We start from the raw sequence: 25,202 nt of genomic DNA, 5'->3' as shown, positions 1-25,202 counted from the left end.
GGGCGGCGCAGCCGCCCGGTGTGTTCAAGCAGCGGGCGCATGCATGAGGGGTTCGAGGAACGGGCTCGGACGGCCGTGCCAGAAGATGGCGAGGCTGTCCCGGGACCGGGTGGCCGCGACGAAGAGCAGCGAGCGGGCCCGCCGGAGCTCGCGCCGGTGGCGGACGGCATCGTCGCTCCGCAGGCGGGTGACCGCCTCCCGGGGGACGAGTCCGTCCCGGACCCCCGCGATGACCATGCGCTGGTACTCAAGTCCCTTGAATCGGAACATCGTGCCGATGTGGACGCCTTCGTCTCCACGGGGGCCTTCGGGGCCGATCTCGACGGCCCTGATCCCCTTGTGGGCGAGCAGGGTGTAGGCCAGCTCGCTTGCCATGGCGTTCGTCGGAACACAGACGGCGATCTGCCCCGGGGGAGTCGGCAGGGCGATCCAGTCGGCGAGGAGCGCGGCGATCGACTCCTGCTCGGACTGCCAGTCGTCGCAGCCTTGCAACTGCGGCAGGCTTCCGGTCAGGACGGACCTGTACCCGGCCAGGTCCTCGGTGCTGCCGTCCAGGTCGTCGAAGCTTTCGCCGCTGAGCACACCGAGTGCGGAGCCGAGGATCTGCCGGGTCGTCCGATAGCTCAGGGTCAGCTTGGCCGAGCGTCCGCGGATGTGGACCCCGAGGCTGCCCAGCGTGACCTGGTTGCCGTAGATGCGCTGGTGCGTGTCGCCCACGAGGAAGATGTCGTTGGCGGCACGGGGGACCATCGCCCGCAACAGCTTCCAGTGCGCTGCCCGCAGGTCCTGCGCCTCGTCGACGACGACGTGCTGGAAGCGGTGTCGCAGCCAGCCCGCGGAGCCGGACTGAAGGTGGATGTTGTCCAGACCGCCCGCCTCCTCGCGCTGACGCTCGATGGCCTGGATCCGCTGCTCGCGGTCCATCTCCAGCCGCGCCGCGCGCTCGGCGACCTGTTCCCAGGTCTGCCGTCCGAGGCGGTCGAGTCGCTGGGTGAACCGCTCTGCGAGCTGCCAGATCTCGGCGCGCTCGGCCCGCGAGATGTTCTTGCCCCGTCCGGCCCGCCGTGCACGGAAGTACTCGGTCCGGGAGACCACGGCCTGGCCCAGGATGACCTGCGACCACTCGTCGTGCAGGAACTGGGCGTCCCACCCGGTTTCGCCGAGTTCGTCGAGCATGGCACGCCACTCCCGCAGAGCCTGACTCTCGTCGAGCGTCTGCTTGGCGCTTCCGGGTTCGGCCTCGCGGACGACGCGCAGCGCGAGCTGGTCGACGTGGCTGATCTCCACGCGGGCCAGCAGCTCCTCGCCGCCCAGCTGGAGCAGCCGGGACCTCAGGTCGGCAGCGAGGTTCTTGTTGTACGTGGTGAGGAGGACGGGCTTGTCACGGCCGGGAGGCAGACGGTCCACCAGGTGCTTGACCCGGTGCAGGGCCACGATGGTCTTGCCCGTGCCCGGCCCGCCCCCCACCCGGGCGGGACCCGAGTACTCGCGTTCGACGAGCCGGGACTGGGTCGGGTGGAGGAAGACCTTCCAGCGACCGAAGTCGCCGCCCTCCAGGGCTTCACGCAGCGCCTCGTCCGTCGTCGTGACCATGGTGGCCGGCCGCTCTGCGGCAGCCCGGAAGTCATCGGGGTCGACGGGCTCGGGTGCGGAGACGGGACTGGTGATCTGCTCCAGCACCGCGTCGTACGACGCACCGTCGTGGAGTGCGAGCAGGACTTCCGAGGTGAGCTGCGGGGCGTACTCCGCCAGGCCGAGGAGCTGGTCCTCGGTGGTCAGGGTCCGGACGACCGGTACGAGCGGTCCCGCGACGCCGAGGTCGGTGAGCTGCTCGTCGGAGAACGCGGCGAACAGCGGGACGGGGGCCGGCGCGGGCGCGGGCGCGGGTGTCGGGACGGGCTCAGCGGGGGTGGCGGAAGGCGCGGCGGTGGCGGGCCGGGGAGCCGCCCCTCGGCGAAGGACGCTCTCCTCGACGATCTGGAGGTCGACGTACTCGATGCCACCGGTGATCCGGTTGATGCCGTACGAGAGCCGTTCGAGCTTCTCGTACGCCTCCTTGCGGTGCTTGACGGAGACGATGAGCCAGTCGGTGTCCGCCAGGCGCAGCAGCAGGACACGGTACTCGTCGTTGACACGGGCCGACCAGAGCCGGTCGTGGCCCTCCAGCTGCTTCAGCCGCAGACCCCGGACGTACGGGTTCTCCTTGAACTTGTGCTGGAAGTCGTAGATCGCGCCCTTGACCGCGCGCGGCAGCCTCAGGATCTCCTTGTCCGCCTTGTCGAGCAGACGCAGGGTCACGCCTGTGGTCGTCATCGCTGCTGGTCTCCGTCGTTCGTGTCCGTGTTCTCGACCTCCGCCGCGGCGAGGAGGTCCTTGATGTCCAGGGCGGTGCAGGAGGCGGCTGTATGGATCCGCCAGCCTGCCGACACGAAGGCCCGGTCCCGGTCCTCCGCGTCGTGGTCCCGTTCTCCGTCGACCGGGCGGTGAGCGGTCACCACGGCGATCCGGGCGGAAGTCCAGGCGAGTTCGGCCATCCAGCCGTGCTCGTCCAGTTCGAAGCCGGCTTCAGGCGGCACCACGCCCAGGGCACGGAGCCCCTGGCTGAGGGACAGCAGGCCGGGTTCATCGGGGTCGAGGAATTCCAGTACCTGCTCCCAGGCGCTGCCAGCGGCCGTGCCGGAGGGCTGCACAGTGCCGGATGGGGGGTTGACCGGGGCGGGTGGCCTCTCCGCCACGTCTCCGGCGGGGCTCGCCGTGACGGCGGCCGGTCGCTCCATGACGGAGTCCTGCGGTTCCGTGACGGTGGCGGGGCGCTCGGCCCGCTGGGATTCGAGCCAGCCCGAGCCTCCTGTGACGGCGAGGCCGTCGGAGGTGAAGCCGTCCAGCAGGCTGGTCGTCAGCTGGACGCTGTCGCCGCCTCCGTGCTCCAGGAACTGCAGCACATTGCTCCAGTAGAGCCAGGCCTGCCAGCGCCGCTTGTGCCCGGTCTCGTCCGCGACCGCCCGGTCGCTGTCGTCGAGGAGGGCCAGCGCGGTCCACACCGGCGGCCGGTGCCGGCCGTCCGCGGCGGCGGTGAGCACACATCCCGCGGCGTCGACCGCGGTGAGCACCTGCACCGGCCCCTGGGGCCCCTGCGGGGCGCCGCCCCGCAGGGCGGCGAGGAGCTGCTCGCCGACCGCTTGCGGGTGCAGTGCGGCGATCCGGACTCCGGCGCCCAGCAACCCCGCGACGGCGGCCTCGGCGCGCCGCTGCCACAACGAAGCGTCCGGTGTGCGCAGATGAGCTGTCAGAAGATCCGCCGGGTTCACCCAGAGGTCCGCGGACAGTTCGCCCGGCAGGCCGCCGTGCACCCCCGCGTAGTAGTCACGGGCACGCTTCTGGCCCTGCTCGCCGTACGGCACCCAGACCGGGTGCTCCGGCCCCGTGCTCGCGTACCCGGTGTCACGGACCCGGGTCCGCCAGTCCTTCACGTCGTAGTAGGTGAGCTGGAAGACCCTCACTCCGTCGGCGCGCAGCCGGGTCCGCTTGACGGCGTCGTCGGCCAGCCTGCCCTTGTGCTTCGGCCCGGCGTGGAACTCGTACCCGTCGAGGTAGAGCGCGATCCGCGGACCGGGCGCGTCCGTACGCTCGAAGAGGACGTCGGGGCGGGTGCCGTCGAGGACTCGCTGCTGGGAGACCCGCCAGCTGACGGTGGCCCCGTCGGCGCCGGTCAGCCGCAGGTCCAGCGAGTACGTCCCGGCCGTCGTCGTGTAGGCGTCCGCGCTGGCCCTGGCCGTGGGCTGCTTCGCCCATTCGCCCAGGGTCTCCAGGAACATGACCTCCAGGTCGCTCTCGGCCTGCCGCTCCAGCGGGATCTGGTGGGTGGCCGCGACCGGCGAGGTGGCCCAGTCCCCGCCGTCGGACCCCAGCAGTTCGTCGAACATCTGCCGGACCTCGTTACGGCTGACCTTGTCGTAGTCGCCGGCCGGTACGCGGCGCAGCAGACAGCGGTGGCAGCCGTCGAGACCCTTCTCGATGCACGGGCAGTTGTCGATCACATCGCGGGCTCTCAGCAGCACTTCGCGGAAGCCGTCGGAGGTGGCGAGCCGGTGCAGGTAGCCGGTGCCGCCCGGCAGCCGGTCGTAGACGACGAGGAAACGACGGGGCCATTCCGCGTCGTTGCCGTCGGGCATGGATGCGGCGGTGATGTCGATGTGGTCCGGGTCGCCGCCGTAGCGTGCGGCGATGCCCACGAACAGGGCGGCGGTGAAGGACGCGAGGCGTTCCTTGACGCGGGCGACCGAGGCGGGAAGCAGGATCCGGACGGCCTCGGTGGTCAGCTCGTGGGCCAGGAGCAGAGGGACGTCCTCGCCCTTGCCCTGGCCTTCCGGAGTGCTCGTACGGACCTTGCGGCGCGGGCACCACAGTTGGTGGTGTGCGCTGGCCCTGGTCGACGCGGCGAGGGATTCGGTGAGTGCGTCCTGGTGGTGGTCCACGACGGGACGCCCCTCGGAGGTGGCGCCGCCGCAGCTCGTGCAGACGTAGAACGGGTTGATCCGGACGTCGGCCCCGGCGAGGGGTACGGTGCTGCTGCCGTCCTGGCGGTCGAGGCCCAGGTTCAGCGTGCGCACCACGGCCCGGCGGGTGAAGTCGACGCCGAAGACGGCGGTGTCGTGGCGCCACGAGCCCGGGGCCAGGTGGACCGGGTCGATGTCCACGGTCGTGAGGCCGGCATACCGCCTGCTGTCACGCTCGTCCTTGTCGTCGCGGACCCGGGCGTCGTCCCGCTTGTCGCGTGACATGACCCGCCTCGGTTCGAGCACGCGCTGGACACAGCCGGCGTCGGCGATCTCCCGGCCACCGCACCGCGGACACGGTGAGGCATCGGCCTGGGCGTTCTCCGTACGGACGTAACCGCAGGCGGGGCACAGCCGCCACACCGACCAGGCACGGCGCTCCGGACTGCCGATGTCCAGGGCCCGGACGACGTGCTTGTAGCCGTTGACGTAGAAGCTGTTTCCGGGCGCCAGCTCGGACAGCGCGGACCGGCGTGAGCGCTCGTAGTCCCGGACCTCGCTGTGGTAGGTCTTCTTCGCCCCTTCGGTCTCGGGCTGCTCGGTCCAGTAGAGAGTGGCCTCCAGCTGCGTGGTGGTGTCCGAGAGGGTGTAGTTGGGCAGCAGACCGAGCTCGACCAGTGCCCCGTGGGCACTGGTCTGGTTCAGGTCGCGCAGCAGGTTGCCCGTCGCGTAGCGCTCGGCACGCAGCTCGCGCCACTCACGCTCCTGCTCGGGGTCGCTGCGCACGAGCTGGTCCATCGCCGCGTCGATCGCGTGGATCCGGCGCCGGAGTTCCTCACCGCGGCCGGTCCACTCCTCCTCGGCCTCCTGGAGCGCGCGTACGATGCCGCCGCACGCGTACGCGCGGAGCTCCTCGGCGGCCTGCTCGGAGACCCCGGTGTCCGGCCGGCCGGGGAGGGAGGGGAACAGGGCCAGGAACGACTCGACGAGCTCGGCGCCGTGGGCTTGGGCCGCGTCCGCGAGCTCCTGGCACCAGGCCGTGCTGCCGAACAGCGCCGACACCAGGCGCGGCGCGGGCTGTAGCGGCTCGCCGTCGCTCGTCGTGAGCCGGCCCCGGGCGGCGAGGTCCAGAAGGTGCGCCGTGTACTGGCGGCGCAGGATCTCCACCGCGGAGAGGTAGCAGCCGGGAGGCACGATGTCCCCGGCGATCATCTCCCTTGGCGCGTCGAGGTAGTACAGGTCGCGGGCCCGGCGGCCGCCGAAGGCCACCACCAGGGCGTTGCCCGTCTTGCGGCCCGCACGGCCCGCCCGCTGCACGTAGTTGGCGGGTCCTTTCGGGAGCGAGCCCAGGAGGACGGCGGACAGGTCACCGATGTCGATGCCGAGCTCCAGGGTCGGAGTGCACGACAGCACGTTCGGGTCGGTGTAGTGGGTGCCGTCGCGGAAGGCCCGCTCCACGCGCTCCCGCTGGGGCCGGGTGAGCATGCCGGTGTGCTCGGCCGTCACCACCCGGAAGGTGCCACCCGTCCGGTACAGGTGCCGGTAGTAGTCGTCGCGGTAGTCGCGCGGCCGGGGGCCGCCGAAACTGGTGGAACCGGAAGACGGCATGGTGGCCTGGCCCGGTTGCGGCGCGGTGATCTGACCACGGCACCGGTACCGGGGGCAGGGGTGCCCGTACCAGCGGGTCCGCCGGGAGGGATGGACCACCTGCTCCCAGCCGCACGCCTCACAGGTGACGAAGGCCTTGTTGACGATGTCGTCCTCAAGCAGCCGCACCTCGATGTGGCCGGGCTGCAGTCCGTAGACCTTCGTCGTCCGGTCCTGTGCCGTCCGTACCGCGAGGAGTCCTTCGTCGACGAGGACGGGCAGCAGCCTGCGGAGGTACTCGGCCGCCCCGGGGGCGTCGAGGCCCAGGCAGCGGCGCGCCCAGTCCTGGTACCAGCCGGCGCGGGCCGTCGTCGAGTCGAAGTCGGACCTGCCCTTGTCACCGTCGAGCAGGAAGCGCGGCGCGGCGACACTGTCGGGGAACGCGGGCATGCCGTCGGGCCGGCCGCCCCAGATCTTGAACCGGGTCACCCCCGCGTCCTTCGTCCACGGCTCCAGCCACCGGTGCCGGACCCCGCCGCGCAGCCGGATCCGTTCCAGCAGTCCGCGGACGAAGGCGAGATAGCGCTCGGCCGTCGGCAGGCCGGTGCCCAGCAGTTGACCGGGCAGGGCCATGTGCACGTCGCGGGCGAGCATGGTGATCCGGTGCCGGTCCGCGATGACGACCTCGGCGGCCGCCGTCCGGGTCAGTTCCAGGGTGCGGCCCTGCCGGGAGCGGAGCCCGAACTCCATGACGGTGGCGAAGGCGAGCCGCTCTCCGATGAGTTTCCAGGTCCGCAGGTCGCCCGTGCCCCGCCCGGACAGCAGCCGGTCCACGCCCGGTTCGTCGTACAGATCGGGCGGGACGACCGCTGCGAGGGCCTGCGGGTCCTCGACGGAGTCGAGCACGTTCCCGATCAGGTCGTTGAGCGCCGACGGCTTGCCGGACTCGTCCAGGTTGCGTGCGAGGAGCGAGCGCAGCGAGAACGTGAACGACCGGTTCGCCACGTACCCGGCACGGTGCGCGGCGTCCTGGGTCGAGTCGTTGAACAGGAGGGTCTTGCGCTCCTCCGCTTCGAGCGCGACCTCCTGCCCGGTGAACAGCTGGGTCACCGTCGCGGCCGCCAGAGCGGCCGGCCGGGTGCCGAGGAAACGCATCGTGTTGTCGGTGTCGCACGCGGGGCAGCGCTGGTCGACGGCGGCCCGGTCGGCGGTCTTCTTGTCCGTGATCGCCAGGACGAAGCAGGCGTCCTGCAGGTTCCCGGCGTCCTCGGCGACCGGCAGCCGGTACGTCCCCTGAGCGCCGTCCAGGATCAGCGCCGACGACTGCCCGCTCCCCGCCGCGGGCCGGGACTGGCCGACCGCCGCCAGCGTGTCCTCCTGCTCCGCGGCCGTGGCGGCGATGAAGTACCGGACCCGCCGCTTCTCCCGGCCCACACTGGCGCGCCAGATCTTGTCGTGGGCCATCACCAGCTGCTGGGGATCGGCCTCCGGGGAGACGGCCGCCCAGCCGGAGCGGCCGCAGTTGCGGCAGTACACGGCGGGGAGCCTTATGCTCGCCTGCCGTACGGCGGTGTCCGCGCCGATCGCCGCCTGCGCCCGATGCGAGCGTGCCACGTGCCCGATCTGACCGGCTTCGGGCTCCCCGTCGCCCTCGGGGGGTGCCGCGGGCAGGGCGGAGCGCCGGGCGAGGTCGTCCTCGTACCAGTGGAACTCGGGCTTTCCGGGGCCGACTCCGCGCACGATCCGGCCGACCGGCCGGATCCACAGGTGGGTCTCCACGTGCAGCAGGGGCCGCGGTCGGCGCTCGTCCGACTCCGGATCGCGGGCGGCCGACAGCAGGGCGACGAACCGTGCGAGCGCGGCGAGCGCGAGGCGGGGATTCTCCCGGGCGGTCCGGCCCCAGGCGTACCCGAACCGGCCGAGACGGTCGCGGAGTTCCCATTCGCTCAGCGGGTCCCCGTCGAGCAGGGACAGCACCCCTTGCGTGAAGTCGTGCTGCTTGAGCAGCCGTCCGATGTCGAAGGCGGACAGGCCCTGCTGTCCCAGCAGCCGTACTGCCAGCGCGTTGAGATCGAGCTTGTCCGGACGCGACACCACATCGGGGCCGCCCGAGCAGGCGATCACCTCCTCGGGCGAGGGCGGTTCGGGCAGCCCGTAGTTCACCGGTCCGGTGAACTGCTCGGGCGTCATCCGCTCCTCGCCCACCAGCGCGTCCGGGGAGAACGGCATCCCGAAGACCTGGGCGGCCACCTCCAGGATGGAGCCGGGGCCGGTCCCGGGCCCGCCCTCACCGAGGGTCGCGGAGGTCGCCACCGGGCAGATCGAGCCGAGGGGACGTCCGGGCTCGCTCCGGCCGGTGGTCATCGCCAGGCGGCGCAGCAGCATGGCGACATCGGTGCCCTGCGCCCCGTCGTAGGTGTGGAACTCGTCCAGCACCACGTACTGGATCCGGGCGTCCTGCCACAGCGCGCGGTCCTCGGTCCGCTGGAGCAGCAGGTCGAGCATCTTGTAGTTCGTGATGAGCAGGTCCGGCGGCGACTGCCGCATCTCCTCACGCCGCGTCATCACCCGGCGGAAGTCGGTGTCCGGCCGGTCGCCGATGTAGAGCCCCGCCGTCACCTGGGCCATTTCCGGCTGCGCCAGGTAGTCGCCGATGCGGCCGGCCTGGTCGGTGGCGAGCGCGTTCATCGGATACAGCAGCACGGCCTTGATCCCGGTCCGGCCGAGGGCCTTCTCGCGGCGGCAGTGGTCGAGGACGGGGACGAGGAACGACTCGGTCTTACCGGATCCCGTTCCCGTCGTGACCAGCGTCGGCAGGGCGGGCCCGTGGAGCGTGCTCAGCCGCTCGTACGCCTTCGCCTGATGCCGGTACGGGGTGAAGCCCGGGTTCCACTCCAGGTGCTTCTCCCAGCCGGTCCCGGCCTTGTGGAACGGAGTCCTGATCCGCAGGTAGGGGCCGCGGAACATCCCGGTCTCGGGATGCCCCAGGAACCGCTCCAGTGCCCGCCGGGTGTCCTCGTCGGTGAGCGCGTACGTCGTCGTGAGGTACTGGGTGAGACTGCCCCGCAGCTGCGCGGCGGCCAGCGTGGGCCTCACGACGTTCTCCTTCGCTTCGTGCCAGGTCGGCGAGCTGTGTCAACGGTATATGCCGCCTCGGACAGGCGGGTCCGCAGTCCGGTTGACGGAGACCGGGGCATGGCCGAATAGGTCCGACCCGAGTCTCGAACCTTTCCATTCCCCTTGTGGCGGCCATGGCTTTCCTGCAGTGGGAGGTGCGCGGGGCCCCCGCAAGATCTACCATTCGCGAGCCGAAAAGGGGGAGCTTTGGGCTGGCGCGAGGAGATCACCACGGCGGTCGACGAATGGATCGCCGTGGAAGGGGGAGCAGGTCAGCGCCCGCGGTGGCGCAGGATCGGCCGCGCTGCGCGGGCCGGCGAGCCGGGCCGGTTCGCTGTGGATCTGCGGGGCACCGAACTCAACCCCGACCAGCTCGAAAGCCTTCGTCTCGCCGGACCCGAGGAACCGGGTGCGGAAGCCGGCTTCGCCGTCACCGAAACCATGCAGAGCGGTTCGTCGCTGACCGTCAGGGTCGCCGAGTTCGCGGACCCGGTCGACCCCTTCCTCTGGGTTCTGCAACAGCCCCCCACTTTCCTACTGGAAACCCTGAGGGACGGCATCGCCGGGCTGGGTGACAGCCCGCTCGGCAGCCTCCTCGCTTCCGGCAGCCCCACCGGGGAGCCCTCCCGGGCCGAGGCGCCGGCCGGCCTCTTCCCCGAGCAGGCGGAGGCCTACCGGGCCTGCCTGGGGAACGGTGTCCACCTGGTGTGGGGGCCGCCCGGCACGGGGAAGACGATGGTCCTCACGCTGGCCGTCGGAGACCTGATCGCCGCGGGCAAGAGGGTGCTGCTGGTCTCCGCGACCAACATCGCCGTGGACAACGCCCTGAAGGGCGTCCTGAGGGGACGCCGCCACAGCAGCGGAGACATCGTCCGGGTGGGGCCGCCTCAGCTCAAGGAGATCACCGACGACCCGCACGTGTCCCTGCCCCTCATGGTCCGGGCCCGGCTGGCCGACGTCGAGGGGCGGCGTGCCCGGGCGTCGGCGGAGCTGCTGGGCATCCGCCGCCGCGCGGAGGAACTGGCGGAGCTGGAGGCGAGCCTCGTACGGTTCGACGCGGAGGCCTACGCACAGGCCAGGGCCCTGGTGACCGAGCCGTTCGGTGATGCGGCCTCGCGCGACGTACGGGTGGCGGAGCTGAAGAAGGCCGCCGGGGAGGTCGGCCAGACCCTGGCAGCGGCCGACCAGGACCTGAACAGGGCGCTGAAAGACCGGGACGACGCCGAGGACTCGCGCCACCTCTGGAAGCAGGTCGACGCCCTCCTCGACGAGGCGGACCGGGTGGAGGCCGCGGCCACGGCAGCCGAGTCCGCCGCTCTTCTGAGCCAGGAGCGGCTGCGCCGGGCACAGCGCACCGTGCGCGAGGTCGAGAAGCGGACGGGGCTCGCCAAACTGCGCTCACGAGCCGAGCGGGCCGAGGCCCAGGCCGCATGCGGTGAGGCGACGGGCCAGTACCGAGACGCGCACGACCATGCCCTCAGGGCCCGCGACATCGCGGATCGCCGCCGGGCCCAGATCGCGGTGCAGACCGAGGAGATGACGCGGGCGATCCCGTTCTCCGCCGGCGAGATCGACCGACGTGACACGGAGGCGCGCCACGCCGCCACCCGCTACCGGACCCTGACCCGGTCCTTGGGCGAACTGCGCACGGCTCTCGCGGAGGCCGAGGACGAGGCCGGGCGCGCGCACCTCGCCGAGGCGCTCATCGCCACCGCCGAGGAACAGGGCTGGCCGGCCCGGCACGGGAAGGCCGCGGCCCTGCGTCCCGTCGTCGCTTCCGAAGCGGTCCGGAAGGGACCGCTGGAGGAGCGGTACAAGGAGATCCAGGAGGAGTACGAGCGCCTCGCCCGCGACGCGCAGGGCGAGATCATCAGGAACGCCCGTCTCGTCGCCACGACCCTGGCCCGATTCCGCACCAACCGGCATGTCTTCTCCGGCCACTACGACGTGGTCCTCATCGACGAGGTCGGCGCCGCTTCCCTGCCGGAGGTCCTGCTCGCCGTCTCCCATGCCCAGCAGGCGGCCGTGCTCCTCGGGGACTTCATGCAGCTGGGCCCGGTCGTTCCCCGTGCGCTGGCGGACAAGAGGCGCCCCGACATCCAGCGCTGGCTGATCCCGGACGTGTTCCAGCACTGCGGCATCACCGACCCGGCGGCGGCGCGGACCCACCCGGCCTGTACGACCCTGGTGACGCAGAACCGGTTCGGACGTGCCGTGATGGGCCTCGTCAACGGCCTGGCCTACGGAGGCGTGCTCCAGGCCGGCCCCGTCGTACGGAACCCCAGGAGTGCCGACGACCCGGAGATCGTCCTCATCGACACCGACGGGCTCCACGAACTCGCCCATGTCCATCTCACCGGCCCCGGCAAGGGCTGGTGGCCCGCGGGCGCGCTCATCTCCCGGGCCCTGATCGATCTGCACGGCGGGGACGGCGAGACCACGGGCGTCGTGACTCCGTACGGAGACCAGGCCGAGGCCACCCTGGAGGCGCTGCGCGACATCGAACGGGACGGGGGACCGAGCGCCGAGGTCGGCACCGCGCACCGGTTCCAGGGCCGGGAGTTCCCCATCGTGGTCTTCGACACCGTCGAAGGCGAACACAGCCGCCCGCTGTGGATGGCGAAGGCATCGCGCGCGCCGGAGGCGAGCGACTGGATGCGCAGCGGGATCAGGCTGTTCAACGTGGCCATGACCCGCGTACAGACCCGTGTGTACGTCCTCGCGAGTGCCACACGCATCCGGGACGTGGCACGCAAGGCCCCGGGCTCCCCGTTCGGACAGCTGGACGCCCTCATCGGCACGCCCGGGGTACGGGTCCTCCCCGCCAAGTCCCTGATCACGCCGCCCGAGCTGAGCGTGCCACGCGGGGAGTTCGGCGACCGCCTGGCGGAGGTCCTCTCGCGGCACGTGGAGGTCAGTGAGGTCGACGACGAGACGACGTTCTACGCGTCCTTCGTCGCTGCCATCAGGAGTGCGCGGACCTCCCTGTGGCTGTGGACGCCCTGGGTGGCCAGGCGCGTCCGGATGATCCTCCCGGAGCTGCGCGCGGCGGTCGACCGGGGCGTACGGGTGACCGTCTTCGTCCGCGACCCCAGTGACCAGCTCCAGAAGAAGCCGGCGAACGCCTCCCTCGTCGAGGACCTGCGCGCGGTCGTCCACACGGTCGTACCGATGCACGTCATGCACCAGAAGATCGTCGTCGTGGACGAGAAGACCGTGATGCTCGGCAGCCTCAATGCCCTGTCGCAGAGCTGGACGCGCGAGGTCATGGTCACGATGCGCGGCGCCTACTTCGCCCGCAAGATCCTCACCCACGAGCATGCCGAGGTCTTCGCCCGACCGCCGAAATGCCCCCGATGCGGTCAGGACGACATCGAGATCAGGCGCGGCGCGAAGGAGAACTGGTACTGGCGCTGCTACAACGGGCGGTGTCCGACGGGCGGCGGCAACAAGGCCTGGAAGAAGGACATCGACGTCTGGCGCCGCCCGGGCGGCCCGAAGCCGTAGCTCACCGCGACCTGCGGGGGACGTCCTCCGCCAGGCGCTTCCGGCCGATGTAGCCGATCCGCACGCGGCCCTCCTCGGCGACCACCCTCAGATGGATGCGGCCGGGCCTCGGCCGGAACCGGGTGTGGAGGCTGAACAGCCGCTTCTCCCCGTCCGTGTCGGGGAAGTTGCACAGCCCGAGATTGATCCGGGTGTCGCTCTCGGGGACCACTTTGACGGGCCAGGCCGGTTCCGCGTCCCCGGGCCTCCACGCCTCGGCCGCTGTGTTGAGGGCGAGGAGCGCCGCCCGTACCGAGGGCACGGAGACACCTGGGAGGCTTCTCAGGTCGTCCTCCACCCCAGGGGTGAACTGGAGCGAGGCGAAGAGGCTCTCGCGTTCCTCCCACAGCTGCGCGCCGGAGGTGACGGCGTTCGCTGCGCTCTCGCGTATCCAGTCGGCGTGTTCCGCCACATGCTCGGGTGTCGAGGCGTGCCGGACCTCCGCCCTGTCCTCCTGGACCTCGTCCTCGTCGACGAGGACGTACTCGACCCTCAGCCAGGAGGCTTCCCAGGGCCGGGCGGTGGGAAGGCTGACGGCCAGTGTCTCCATGAGGTGGGCGGCGGCGAGCCCGAGAACCCGGTCGCCGTCGTGACGGTATTCGACCTCCTGGTCCTCGGGAGGGTCCGGTAGGACCGTGGAGTGGGGAGACTTGCGGTTGAGCAACCGCATGAACCGCCAGTGGTCACGGTTGCGGCTTTCGTTCCGCCACTGGGCGAGGTAGTAGCCGGGAGCGATCTCCAGGTCCTCCAGCCGGACCTCACTGATGAGACTCGCCCCGTTGTCCACCTGCCTGACCGCCTGGCAGACCTTCACGAAATCGCGCATGGCCTGCCCGGCCTCGTCCTGTGAGCAGTCGGAGACGCAGGACTTCTCGTTGAAGAACATGAGCACCATGAAGCGCCCCCCTTGTGGCTTCCGGAACTGACGAGCGGGCGGTCAGCCCAGCAGCTGGTCGAGCGTGATCTCCGACTCGTCGAAGAAGCCCTCCGGCCATTCGGAGAGCGATCCGTCCTCGGCGACCGTCGGAGTGATGATCTCCACTCCGGCCCCGTTGCCGCGGAAGAAGTGCACCGCGGTGTCCGTGGCTGCCAGTCGTCCCTGTTTGACGGCCAGCCGGGTCCCGTCGAGTACGTGGTCGCTGTGGGTCTCGACGATGAGCTGTGCGCCGGCGGACGCCGCGGCGGCGATGAGGGATGCCATACGGGACTGGCCGCGCGGGTGGAGATGCGCCTCGGGGTTCTCCAGCAGGATGAGACTGCCGGGTCCTGCGGTGAGGCAGGCCACGACGATGGGGAGGGCGTAGGTGAGACCGAAGCCGACGTTCGTGGGGCGCCGGCGCCGGGTGGAGTCCAGTCCGGCGGTGCCTCCGAAGCCGAAGCTGAGACGTACCGAGTCGATCCCGGGGATCTCCGAGGCTTCGAGGTTTACTCCGGGGCAGAGCTCCTGCATCCACGCGACGACCTGGTCGAGCAGGGTGTGCCCGCGGGCGTCCGGGTGCCGGAGCGGGTGGCCGTCCGGTACGACGTCCTGTGCGTGGTGCCGGAGGAAGTTGACGGCGTGCTCGCCGCGCGACCCGAGGAAGCCCCGGCCGATCGCCTGGTGGTGAGACCGGGGGTAGGTGGTGGCCGGTGTGATCCGGTCGGCTTTCAGGTACTGGAAGCGCCGTGAGAACAACGGCACGTCACCCCAGTCCGTGGGCCGGGAGGAGAGCACGAGAGGCAGCACGTCCTGTTCGGGCGCGTACAGGGCGGCCCAGATGTACCGCTGCTTGTCGGAGGTGTCGAAGTCGATGGAGATCAGCGGCTCTCCGCGCGGCTGCTCGATTTCGAAGTCCTCGTGCAGGAGGTCCTGGCCTGTTCCCAGTTCCACGAGGTCACCGTCGAGGAGGAATCCGCCACGGTTGTCGGTGTCCCCGTCGGTGGACATGAGGATGCCCGAGTCGTACGACTGACGCAGCAGCGCCAAGGACTGCAGGACCGTGCTCTTGCCCGAGGAGTTGAGACCGGTGAGGAGCGTGACCGGGGCGAGCCTGATACGGGCGGACCGGAACGCCTTGAAGTTGGTCAGTGCCACGTGCTCGATCACTGGGTGCTGCCCCCGTTGTTCTCCAGGATGGTGCGGAAGAGTTCGCGGACCTTCGCGAAGCGGTAGACGACCTTGTTGCGGTCGCCGGTGCCCACGGACACGGCCCGCTCGAAGTTCCGGTCGGTCATGAGCTGCTGGAAGCCGCCGACCACCTGTTCGCGGGAGGCTACCAGTGCAGATCGCTCACGGTCCGAGAGAGCGGCCAGATTCACGGAAACCGTCTCGAAGACGGCCTTGTTGACCGGAGAACGCCGGGTCTGGCCGGGGAACCGCTTACGGAAGGTGTGGCCCTCGAAGATCTTCTCGGCCGTGACCATGGCCCCCCGGAAGTCACGGGCATGAGCCTCCCGCTCCTTCTCGGTCAGGCGGTTGACCTGGCGCATGGTCAGAGCGAGGAACTGGTCGAAGTCCTGTCCTCGGAACAGGCTGGGGTCGGTGAGCCGGAAGGCGAGATAGCGCAGCACCATTTCGCGGTCCGCCATGCGCTCGCTGTAGACGCCGTGACCGGTGGCCGTGGCGAACTCCGGCGATTCGGCGAGCGTGGACAGTAGTTTGCGGGCCGGGCCCGGGACGAGGGCATGCCGGATCTCCTGGCGGGTCAGGGGAAGGCCGCCGGTGTTGATGCGCGCGAAGATGTTGAACTTGACCTCTTCCGGGGTCCCCGGACGGATGAGATGGACGACCACCTGGGTCTCGTTGAGCCGGATCTGCATACGTCCTGACAGATCCGCGTACCCCTTGCCCTCGAAATCGTCCTTGAGGTATTCCAGGCCGCGCAGCTTGAGCGGTCCGGAATCTATCCCCGCCTCCTTGAGCGCCTCGGGGGCGATGAACCGCGCGATGGCGGTGAGGCGCTGGATGCCGTCGACGATCGCCCAGGAACTGTCCTGGGCCCACGAGCTGTCGGTGAGCTCGGAGGCGTAGAAGGAGGGGATCGGGATGCGCAGGAGCAGGGACTCGATCAGCCGGCTCTGCTGCTCGTCCGACCAGATGCCCGCCTTGCGCTGGAAGTCCGGCGCGAGATCGATCATTCCGTTGACCAGCCGGGAGATCAGCAGGTTGATTGTCGGGTTGAGGGTCTGAATCTCGATCTTGGACGGGTCGTACGGTGCCGTGATCCGGTCATCCGCGCTGTCCGGCTCCTCGTCGGGCTGCTCCAGCTCGACGTCGGTGCTCCGTCCGCCCGCCCCGATCTCGACCAGGAAGTTCCCGCTGTCCTCTGCGGACGTGTCGTCCAGGTAGCGGCCGTACAGGGACAGCTGGTCCTTCGACTGGGCTGCGCGGTTGCTGCCGCTGTCCTCCGGTGACATGTCTTCGTGTCCGTTCCCTCGTAGGAGTGGCTCCCTTTCGACCCGCATCGATTCTGCCTCACACCTGTGCGGTCAGATCGTTTGCTCGCAGCCGGGCGTGGAGGGAGCCGGCCAGCCCCAGGGCGAGGCACGTTCCGAGGGCGCCGAGCAGTGTCCCTTCGGGGCGCAGCTCCCAGGGCGAACCCATGGCGGCGGGTGCGGGGGCCGCGTACAGGGCGATGCAGCCCAGGAGGCCGATCACGACGTACCAGCCTGCTCGTACGGGGTATCCGGCCGCCGAGGCGCAGGCGACGATCAGCAGCCCGACGCCGATGGGGAAGAGCAGCGGGTAGCCCTGCCAGACGTGGGTGTCGCCGTACTCGCGGGCGGCGAGGAAGAAGCGGACCGTGCCGTACACGGCGATCACCCCACCGACCGAGGTGGCGACCGTCGGCAGGAGGCGGGCCCCGGGCGGCACGATCCGCACCCGCCACCGCGAGCGGCGGGCCGGCGCGACTCCTGCGACCGAGGCGGTGAAGAAGCGGACGGCCCTGCCCGCAGACCGGTGCGCCAGCAGACTGAAGAGGACGGTGAGCGCCAGCAGCAGGAGCGCGAGCGGCAGCCAGGCGTGCAGGTAGGCGAGGAGGACGGACGGCCGGTCGAAGAGCCGGGGTGCCGCGAGCAGGGCGGCGAACGCGCCGATCAGCAGCCCGTGCAGGGCGCGCCGACGCGCGCCGTGCCGGCGCCGAGCCTCGTCGAGCCGGGTGACGGCCCGGTCCCAGTCGGCCGCCTCGCCCTCCAGACGGAGATCACGGAGGAGGTCGGCCGCCAGGCGGCGGGGGAGCACGCCGGTGCGGTGGAAGTACAGCGTGTGGTCGCCGAGGGGCTGGCCCACCGGGGCGATCCACGGCTGCTCGACACCGTCGGGGAGGGTGGGGCCCAGCATCCGGCCGACCATGTCGTGGGGGCTGCTGTACTCGCGCCACTCGATGCCCCGACGGTGGTGGTCGAGGCCGAGGGGGTACGGAGGCCGAGCCTTCAGCGCCGCAGCGACCAGCCGCCCGAACAGGAGGGCGGAGGCGATGGATACGACGAGGGCGGCTCCGTGCGCGAGGTCGAGTCGCAGACTGGGCAGGGTGGCGAGGGCCCGGTGCAGCTCCGCGGCCAGGGCCTCGCGATGCAGCTCCGCGAAGTGCGGGTCACCGACTGCGGCCAACGGCATGACCGTCACCTGCAGGGCCAGGTACATCAGCCGCAGGAGGGTCTGCACCAACCAGCCCAGGGGCTGCCAGGTCCAGGGGCCGAGGCCCCACAGCCACCCCGGGACGAGGCCGGCGAGGCCCCACAGGCTGGGCCCGATGCCGCTGCTGTCGAAGGTCTTGAGCAGGCTGATCGGCTTGAGGCCGGAACCGACGCCGATGAACCGCCGCACCTTGGGGTGGCGTCGGTCGGCGGTGGGGGACAGCACGCGGTGCATGAGGTAGCCGCCCTGTGAGTGGGCGACGACGACCACCTCGTCGCAGTGGCGCTCCATCCAGGCCAGCTTGCGGTGGAGGTGCGCGAGGAGCTGCCGCGTGCGCTCCTCGTCGACGGCGGCGACCCGGACGTGCCACAGCAGGTTGCGGCGGGAACGGGCGAACCAGGCGAGCAGGCTGAGCAGGAGCGCCGACACCAGCAGACTGTGTGCGGCGAGCGCGACCCCGTAGACGAGGGCGGTCGCGATCACCGCCAGGGTGAGCAGCCGCCACGCCAGCCTCGTCTGGGCGAGCCCGGCTTCCCTGCGAGCCTGGGGGCCGCGATCGGACGAGGTGAGGAATCGCAGGTCGCGCCGGTCCGGGCCGACCACCCAGAAGAGGAGGGGAAGGCTCGCGAGGAGAAACGTGAGCGTCCGCCGGAACGAGGGCCGGCCGAGTTCGGTGAACGTGTCGGCCCAGAGCGCCTCGGCGAACAGCGCGCGGCGGGGCGCACCACCGCCGAGGGAGACGACGACTTCCGCGTGCCGGGTGGCGGCGTCCTCCGGTGAGGCCGCCAGGGGCTGGTCCCGCCAGGAGAGGACCTCCTGGCCGTGCACGTCACGGAGGGCGTCGAAGGCGGTCCTGCCCCATTCCAGGGTGTCGCCCGGCTTCTGGTTGCCGATGCCGTGTACGAACAGATACCCGACGCGCCAGCGGGCGGCGGCGCGCTGCTTGCTCTTGGCCAAGGAAGAGAACCTCTCGGTCAGTTGGCAACTCCGAGGACAGTCTGTACCCGGCCACTGACAACGAGTTGCGCCCAGACGGTCTTGCCGGGGGCGGCGAGGCGCGGTGTGATGCCCCAGCGGGTGGCGAGGGCGGCCACGAGAAGCAGGCCACGGCCGGACTCGGCGTCCGGGGCGGGGGTGGTCTCGGCGAGGGTGGGCATCCGCTCGGTGCGGGTGTCGGTGACCTCGATACGGATGGTCGTCGTGCCGGTGTTGGCGTCGGTGTCGGTGTCGGCGTCGGTGTTCGGCTCGGCGGTGAGGCGGAGGCGGAAGTCCCGGCCGGGGACGTGGCCGTGCCGCACGGCGTTCGCGGTGAGCTCGGCGGCGAGGAGGGTGACGGTGTCGTTGACGGGCGTGTTGTACGGGTGGCCCCAGTCGTGGAGCCGGTGCGAGACGAGACGCCGGGCGAGCCGTGCGCCGCGTGGGGTGGAAGTGAACCGCATGTCGAACTCCCGGGAGGAGGCGTGGGGTTCGCGCGCCGACTGGACCGGGTGAGGTGTGGACTCCATGCCGCCAACGGTGGCGGTGTGTGAGTAACGTTGACCAGCAGTGACGTGCGGACGGGTACGGGCTGTACGCGTCGGTGCGGAGGGTGTCGGCGGTGCGGGGCGTAACCGGTGGGACGGCCGGGGCGTTGGGCGCGGGAGGCGCGGATCATGGACGATCGGGAAGCGGAAGCCGAGTACGAGGGCGAACCGGGGGCGACGGGCATCCTCCAGGTCTTCGGGCGGCAACTGAAGGGGTTCCGGGAGTGGGCGGGGCTCGAACGGCCGGAGCTCGGGTCGCGGACGGGCTACTCGGCGTCGACCATCGCGGCGTATGAGCAGGGGCGGCGGATCCCGCCCGCGAAGTTCATCGACCAGGCGGACGAACTGCTCGGCGCGCGCGGCATCCTGAGGGAGATGAAGGAGGAGGTCGCGCGGGCGCAGTACCCGGCGTTCTTCCGGGGTGCGGCGAAGCTGGAGAAGGAGGCCGTGGAGCTGCACGTGTACGCGGTCCAGGCGGTGCCGGGGCTGCTCCAGACGGAGGAGTACGCGCGGGCGGTGTTCGCGATGTGGCTGCCGCTGCTGGACGAGGCGACCATTGAGGAACGGGTCGCGGCCCGGTTGGAGCGGCAGGCGATCTTCTTGCGGACGCCGATGCCCACGATCAGCTTCGTGATCGAAGAGTCGGTCCTGCGGCGCCCCCTAGGAGGGCGGGGCGTGATGCGCGGACAGCTGGAGCAGATCCTGCTGTCAGGCCAGCGGCGCAACGTGTCGATCCAGGTGATGCCGATTGAACGTGAGGAACACGCCGGGCTTGCCGGACCGTTCACCTTGATGGAGACCAAGGAAGGGCGGAGGATCTCCTACGCGGAGGTGCAAGGTGACAGCCGCGTTCACTCGGAGCGCGGCAAGGTGCGGGAGCTGGAAGCCGCGTACGGCATCATCCGGGCGCAGGCGCTCACGCCGAGAGAGTCACAGGCCCTGATCGAGAAGGTGCTGGGAGAGACATGAGCAAGGTAAACGCTGGCCGTTCGCTTGAGGACTTGGCCTGGTTCAAGAGCAGCTACAGCGCGGGGAATGGCGGCGAGTGCGTGGAGGTGGCGAACGCCGTCGGCTCAGTCTTCGTCCGCGACTCAAAGAACAACGGCGGGGGCACGTTGGGCTTCGGTGCGGAGCAGTGGGCGACGTTCGTCGCCTACGCGTCGCGCTGACCTGTACGACAACGCGGGCCGCGCCAAGTTCGGTTGGCGCGGCCCGTTCGTCTGTTGTTACGCGTCAGCCTTCGCGGGCGGTGTCCACCGGCCGGCCGCGATCTCCGCGTCGAGCCGCGCCTGGAAGTGCGCGTGCGCGGCCCGCATCTCGGTCTCCCGGTCGGCCTTGTAGAAGGGCGCGGTGTACCCCTCGGGCGGCGGGACGGCGGCCGGGTTGTGCAGATGATCGAGGAGCGCCTGGTAGGTCTCCTTGGCCTGGCCGTAGCCGTAAGTATTGTGGTTGCGGGCGATCTTGCGACCGCGGGCGTCGAAATGCATCTCTGCCTCATAGTCGGAGAGCACGGCGTAGCGAGACTTGTAAATTGCGACGAGTTGATCGGCGGTGATCCCGAGCCAGACAGCCACGAGCGCATCAAGCTCGACGAGCGCGGCTCGACGCTCGTACTCAGTGCGGAGGGGCGTCCCGTACTCCCATGTGCTGGAGAGGTGCCCTGCGAGCGGCTCTAGGTTTGACCAAGTGTGGGCCCACCCCTCATACCCCGGCCAGCTAGGGTGGAACAACTCCTGCCACAGGGGCGAGTACGCGTCGGTGAGGCAGTTCAATCGCAGGCTACGCAGGAGCAGTGGGGCGGCTAGCGGATGGTCGGGGGTCGGAGCAGGCATGGCTTGGGCTTCGGCAACGCTCATGTGTCCACGGCCAGTGATTCTCAAGAGATAGTCCGATGGCAATGCAGCCCAGAACCCTCCGATAAGCGCCGTTAGAGTGTTTGTTCCTGCGTGCATGCTTCGCACGGCGTGAACGTGAGCGGGCCCCGGTGGGTAAATAGCGGCGAAGAGGGACCGTTCGTTGCTGGGTGGAACCATATCGCGCCAGACCAATCGAAAATAATCTGTAGAAGGCTTGCTATCCCATGAATCATGGGCGGTGCGATATGCTTCCTTGTCCTCTCCGCGGATGTAATTCACCCGAGGTACGGCCGATGTTGGAAGTCTTGTGAGATCATAGACCGTGTAGTCGTTATTGGCCCGACATGGAATATTAGGCTTCTTTGCGAAGGGGGTGCTGATCCCGAAAAGTGGGCCCTGAAGGACGGCGTCTTCCCAGGAGCTTGGGTCTTGTGTATTCCATTTGATCAGCGAGGATCGGCGGGCCGTGTGCTCGAAAAGTCCGATCGAGATCCAGGGCTGAATGGCTCGAACCCGATTGCGGTAGCCTGCGAGTGCTTCAATTGCGCCCTGTTCGTCTACGGTGACCGGATAAAGGAGGGCCGCCTCCTGTGGCGATGTTTCGTCGTCTCCTGCTAGCAGGTTCCACTGGCTTAGCGTTTCGAGATTTACGGAGATAACTCGGGCGAGATGGGGTCGTGCATCCCAGTCGTCGTTGAAACGTGTGCTCGGGGTTGATCCATGGCCGTTATGGTTGAGTGATCCAGTGAGTGTGGAAGGCTCGACGAGCCAGCTCAAGTGGGAGAACTCCGGCGTTCGGTCGGCCCCGTAAATGTGCATGCCAAAATGCTTATTTCGGTGAACCGGGGGCGGGAAGAATCGGTTTCCTCTGTTCACGAAATCTGCGTGAACTCGGAGATGGCGGTACGCTTTTTCGCGCAGCCTGCCTTCTTTGATGCCTCCAAAGTGAGTGTCGGGGTGAATCATGCCCGCAGTTCCTTGGGGTCCAAGGTTGGTCCACACCTGACACATGAACGCGCGATAGAGGTCTGGACGGGTGCCTGAAAGGAGGGAGTAAGTGGTCGCAGATGCCAGAATCGCAGCCGTGCTGGCGCTGAATGAAAGCTCTGACAGGAAGAACTCGCGCCCGTATTTGTGCAGAATTTCTGTCTTTCGTGCGCGCCATTCCGTTTCGTCGGGTCGTTCGGAGAGGGTGAACCATGGTTCCCACTCGGCCAGGACTAGATCCTCTTGCCAGTCGGGACGGACCCACGGGGGATTCCCCACCTGCAAGTCGTAGCCGCCGCACTCAAAGACCTGGGCGTACTCCAGCTCCCAGTGGAAGAAGCCCTGCTGGGTGGCGATGTCCCTTGACTTGGCCGCCCACGGGAAGCGGGACTCCAGCCAGTAGGAGCGGTCCATGCCCATGAGGTCGGGCAGCGCGTCCTCGTACGGGGTCAGCTCAGTAAGAGACTCGAATTCGGCGACCAGGGACTCTGACGCCACGTCCTGCGTCCCCAGCAGTGACTCCGCGAAGTCCAGCCAGTCGTCCAGGTTCGCCAGCGGGATCACCGCGCGGCGACGCTCAGCAAGGGACTCCTTGCGGCGGCCCACTCGGCGCTTGGCCACGTCCTCCTGGGTGAGGGAGAGCTGCTTGGTTTCCACGCCGAAGCCGGGGAGGGCATCTTCCTCCCAGGACATCAGGACGCCAGTGTCTTCGTCGTCCTCCTCCGCCCCCGAGACGGCCACCTCATACGCAGCCGACTGCTCCGCCAGCTCCGCCGCATGCCGATAGCGCGGATTCGTACCGTCCAGCAGCGACGCTTCCTGCACCGGCCAGAACCACAGCGCGCACCACGCGTCCATCAGGGTCTTCAGACGCCAGTACGGGGTGTCGACCGCCTCAAGGTCCGCCAGGACCTCCTCGCGCTGGACCGCCTCCACCGGCTGCCGCAGCCACTCCGGCTCCGCGCCCCACACGTCGATCCTGCGGCTGATGTCCCGCTCGGAGATCTCCAGGCGCCGCACCACCAGCTGCCACAGGCACTCCGCCCGGCGCGCGAGCCCCTGGAGCCGGGTCGTCTGCTTCGCGTTCGGTGACTTGGTGATCGCCTTGCGCCAGGCGGCCAGCGCCTTCGCCTCCTCTGGGGCCAGGGCCTTCGCCTCCTTCTCGGCGGCGACCGCGCCCCACTCCTTCGCCGGGAGCAGGAAGTGGTGGACCGAACCCGTCGGCAGGCCGGACGCCGCCTCCGTCAGCGGGAAGCGTTCCGGGGTGGCGCCCAGCCAGCCGCCCTTCTTCAGGCGGTCCGGCCCGTAGATCTCCCTCCGGCCGCCGATCAGCGAGTTGCCCCGGCGCAGGTGCAGGCCGAACCACGGCGCCTCCATGCCCGGGTGCATGGTGTTCAGCCACAGCGAGACCTCGGCCAGCTCGACCGCCGTCGAGTTGAGGTCGACGCCGTAGGAGTTGTGCAGGGCGATGTACGCCTTGGCCTTCTGGAGCTCCACCGGGTACTGCTCGGTGTCGATGGCACGGCCGGTTTCGTCCTGGCGGCGGCGCAGGTACTCGGCCGCGACCTGGTTGATGGCCTCGTTGAGGAACGCGCCCGAGCCGAGGGCCGGCTCGCAGATCTTCCAGTCCAGGAGTTCCCGGGCCTCCGTGACCGTGTCGTCCTGGTCCAGGCGGTGCTGCAACGCCAGCTGGACGGTCACCTTCGTCAGGGACTCCGGCGTGTAGTACGAGGCGGAGGTCTGGCGGTCGCGGCCGGAGAGGCGGTAGACGAACGAGCCCGGGCGGTACCGGACCCGGACGTCGGTGCCCGTCTCCTCGTCCCGGCGGCGTACGAACACGGAGTCCGCGTACTCGTCGGCCTTCGAGGAGGGGATCAGCCAGGAGCCGTCCTTCGGGTCGCCGTTCTTCGCGACCTCGTACAGTTCCTCGCCCGCGATGAAGCCCGCGTACGACATCAGGCCCTCGTACACCGCGCCCAGCTGGTTGATGCCGAGCTGCGCGTACGAGATGAAGCCGCCCCGCTCGCCCTTCCTGCCCCGGGTGAGCATCAGCTTCCGCAGCACCTTGTACAGGGTGGCGTTGCGGAGCCGGGTGTCCAGGTGGTGGGGGCCGTCGTCCGCGTCCTCGTCGTGGCGGGGGTCCCTGACCGACGCCGCGCCGATCAGACGGATCGACTCCGCCTCGAAGAGCTTCGAGTGGAGGGGCTCGAAGCGCAGGCCGACGTCCTCGGAGTCCTTCCCGGCGTCCTTCCCGGCCACGCCGTGCGTGCGGCGCGGCCGGTAGCCCTCCTGGACCTTGCCGAAGAGCAGGTCCAGTGACTCGTACAGGTAGAAGCCCTCGCGGGCCTTCTCACCCACCAGGTCGCGTTCCGCGACGAGTTCGCCGAGTCGCCCGAGGCCGTACCCCTGGTGGTACTCGGGATAGTCCGACGGCAGGATGCCCAGCTCGGGGCGGGCCTCCGCGTACAGGAGGAACAGAATGCGGTACAGGTAGCGGAGCGACTCGCGGGTGAGCTGCCGGGAGAGTTCGGGTAGCTCCTTCACGTCCTCCAGACGGACACCCTCATGGCTGGTGATCCGCTCCAGGACCTCGTTGGCGATGAGTTCCACCGACTCGCGCAGGCCGTCCCGGAGTTCGGACGAGACGCCCACCGCGTGCTTGGTGGACTTGTCGACGAGCCCGGCGAGCGGATTCTCGCCGCCCTCCTCCGGAGTGCGCAGCGAGTCCGCACCGAAGAGGGCCGCCAGGGTGTCGAGCTCCTGGCCGTCCTTGGTGTTGTTGCGGTCCAGGGCGGTGTCCAGCGAAGCCGCCAGGTAGCGGCCCTCGCCCCACGCCGCCCGGTCGGCGAGGACGATCACGCCGCCGGCGAGCAGCAGCACGTACCGCGGGGCGTCCTCGCTCGCGAAGAGGAACGAGGCGAGCTTCGAGCCCGTACGGAGGGACGAGGACGCGTCCAGCGGGACGGGGGTGAGGAGGCGGCCCGGGCCGTCCGGGTCCAGGGCGGCGTCCGGTTCGGCCGCCCAGCCGCAGTCGACGGCGACCAGGCCCGGTTCGGCGTGCGCGACGGGGATCTCGTACGTGTGGTCCGCCCGCGACACCGTCAGGATCTGCGGCTTGGCGTCGTAGCCGAAGGCGCGCAGGACGGAGGCGTTGAGGGAGGCCGCACGCTCGCGCCACTCGGGCGCGTCGAACGTCGTCGTGTCGTCCTGTCCGGCCGCCGCCTCCGCGAAGAAGGCGCGGGTACGGAAGTACGGGCGGCGCAGGGCGCGCAGACCCAGACGGGGGGTGACCGGGAGGGCGTCCGGGTCCGGTTCCAGATCCGCGGAGTCCGAGGACTTGGCCTCCTCCTCGCGGGTCTTCCAGGCCGCGAGCAGCCCGGACTTGAGGTCCTTCGGGAAGACCTCGGCCAGATAGTGCGCGGAGAAGTAGTCACCGCGGTTGACCAGGGAGTCGTACGTCATGGGGATTCTC

At 69.8% G+C, this 25,202-nt stretch carries 11 protein-coding genes; 3 read left to right on the top strand and 8 right to left on the bottom strand.

What is annotated here, in order from left to right; all coding sequences use genetic code 11:
• Positions 1-24: 24 nt before the first annotated feature.
• Together AW27_RS07330 and AW27_RS07325 are read right to left on the bottom strand one after the other, a co-directional pair.
• Positions 25-2,313, bottom strand: a complete 2,289-nt coding sequence (locus tag AW27_RS07330; protein ID WP_037915065.1) for a UvrD-helicase domain-containing protein — start codon at positions 2,311-2,313, stop codon at positions 25-27.
• Positions 2,310-9,179, bottom strand: coding sequence for a DEAD/DEAH box helicase (locus AW27_RS07325; RefSeq protein WP_037915069.1), 6,870 nt, complete (start codon positions 9,177-9,179; stop codon positions 2,310-2,312). Before AW27_RS07325 ends, AW27_RS07330 begins: the two co-directional genes overlap by 4 nt.
• A 228-nt stretch (positions 9,180-9,407) precedes the next feature.
• Between AW27_RS07325 and AW27_RS07320 the strand changes: the two genes are divergently transcribed.
• Positions 9,408-12,707 (top strand): AAA domain-containing protein, encoded by a 3,300-nt coding sequence (locus AW27_RS07320; RefSeq protein ID WP_037915072.1) that lies wholly within the window; start codon positions 9,408-9,410, stop codon positions 12,705-12,707.
• Between the two features lies 1 nt (position 12,708).
• On the opposite strand, the gene AW27_RS07315 is transcribed toward AW27_RS07320, so the two are convergent.
• The 5 genes from AW27_RS07315 to AW27_RS07295 are packed head-to-tail and all read right to left on the bottom strand — an operon-like array spanning position 12,709 to position 18,869.
• A complete protein-coding gene (locus AW27_RS07315) occupies positions 12,709-13,641 on the bottom strand; it encodes a hypothetical protein (protein ID WP_037915077.1) in 933 nt (310 codons plus the stop codon).
• Positions 13,642-13,683: 42 nt separating this feature from the next.
• Complete coding sequence (locus AW27_RS07310) at positions 13,684-14,832, bottom strand: AAA family ATPase (RefSeq protein ID WP_037915082.1); 1,149 nt, start codon at positions 14,830-14,832, stop codon at positions 13,684-13,686.
• Entirely contained in the window at positions 14,829-16,142 is a 1,314-nt protein-coding gene (locus AW27_RS07305) for a DUF262 domain-containing protein (protein WP_052029979.1), read from the bottom strand. Before AW27_RS07305 ends, AW27_RS07310 begins: the two co-directional genes overlap by 4 nt.
• A gap of 58 nt (positions 16,143-16,200) precedes the next feature.
• Positions 16,201-18,321: a lipase family protein gene (locus tag AW27_RS07300; protein WP_037915085.1), complete on the bottom strand. Its 2,121-nt coding sequence runs from the start codon at positions 18,319-18,321 to the stop codon at positions 16,201-16,203.
• A 17-nt stretch (positions 18,322-18,338) separates the two neighbouring features.
• Positions 18,339-18,869 carry an ATP-binding protein gene (locus tag AW27_RS07295; protein ID WP_236647420.1) on the bottom strand — a complete coding sequence of 177 codons (531 nt, stop codon included), beginning with the start codon at positions 18,867-18,869 and terminating at the stop codon, positions 18,339-18,341.
• Positions 18,870-19,016: 147 nt separating this feature from the next.
• On the opposite strand from AW27_RS07295, the gene AW27_RS07290 reads away from it, so the two are divergent.
• Both AW27_RS07290 and AW27_RS07285 read left to right on the top strand, forming a co-directional pair.
• The gene (locus tag AW27_RS07290) at positions 19,017-19,856 is read left to right on the top strand and encodes a helix-turn-helix domain-containing protein (RefSeq protein WP_037915088.1); all 840 of its coding nucleotides are present in this window, start codon (positions 19,017-19,019) and stop codon (positions 19,854-19,856) included.
• Positions 19,853-20,056: a DUF397 domain-containing protein gene (locus AW27_RS07285; RefSeq protein ID WP_037915091.1), complete on the top strand. Its 204-nt coding sequence runs from the start codon at positions 19,853-19,855 to the stop codon at positions 20,054-20,056. Before AW27_RS07290 ends, AW27_RS07285 begins: the two co-directional genes overlap by 4 nt.
• A 57-nt stretch (positions 20,057-20,113) precedes the next feature.
• Here AW27_RS07285 and AW27_RS07280 read toward each other — a convergent pair whose 3' ends face one another.
• Positions 20,114-25,192: a hypothetical protein gene (locus tag AW27_RS07280; protein ID WP_037915094.1), complete on the bottom strand. Its 5,079-nt coding sequence runs from the start codon at positions 25,190-25,192 to the stop codon at positions 20,114-20,116.
• Between the last annotated feature and the right edge of the window lie 10 nt (positions 25,193-25,202).

Origin of the sequence: Streptomyces sp. PCS3-D2, from assembly GCF_000612545.2 — a bacterium.
Taxonomy (GTDB): Bacteria; Actinomycetota; Actinomycetes; order Streptomycetales; family Streptomycetaceae; genus Streptomyces.
The sequence above is the reverse complement of the archived record's forward strand: the minus strand, read 5'-3'. Positions and strand labels throughout refer to the sequence as shown.

Coding starts and splice junctions, on each gene's coding strand:
- AW27_RS07285 (WP_037915091.1), top strand. CDS start 19,853: ATGAGCAAGGTAAACGCTGGCCGTTCGCTTGAGGACTTGGCCTGGTTC.
- AW27_RS07290 (WP_037915088.1), top strand. CDS start 19,017: ATGGACGATCGGGAAGCGGAAGCCGAGTACGAGGGCGAACCGGGGGCG.
- AW27_RS07330 (WP_037915065.1), bottom strand. CDS start 2,313: ATGACGACCACAGGCGTGACCCTGCGTCTGCTCGACAAGGCGGACAAG.
- AW27_RS07280 (WP_037915094.1), bottom strand. CDS start 25,192: ATGACGTACGACTCCCTGGTCAACCGCGGTGACTACTTCTCCGCGCAC.
- AW27_RS07305 (WP_052029979.1), bottom strand. CDS start 16,142: ATGTCACCGGAGGACAGCGGCAGCAACCGCGCAGCCCAGTCGAAGGAC.
- AW27_RS07295 (WP_236647420.1), bottom strand. CDS start 18,869: ATGGAGTCCACACCTCACCCGGTCCAGTCGGCGCGCGAACCCCACGCC.
- AW27_RS07315 (WP_037915077.1), bottom strand. CDS start 13,641: ATGGTGCTCATGTTCTTCAACGAGAAGTCCTGCGTCTCCGACTGCTCA.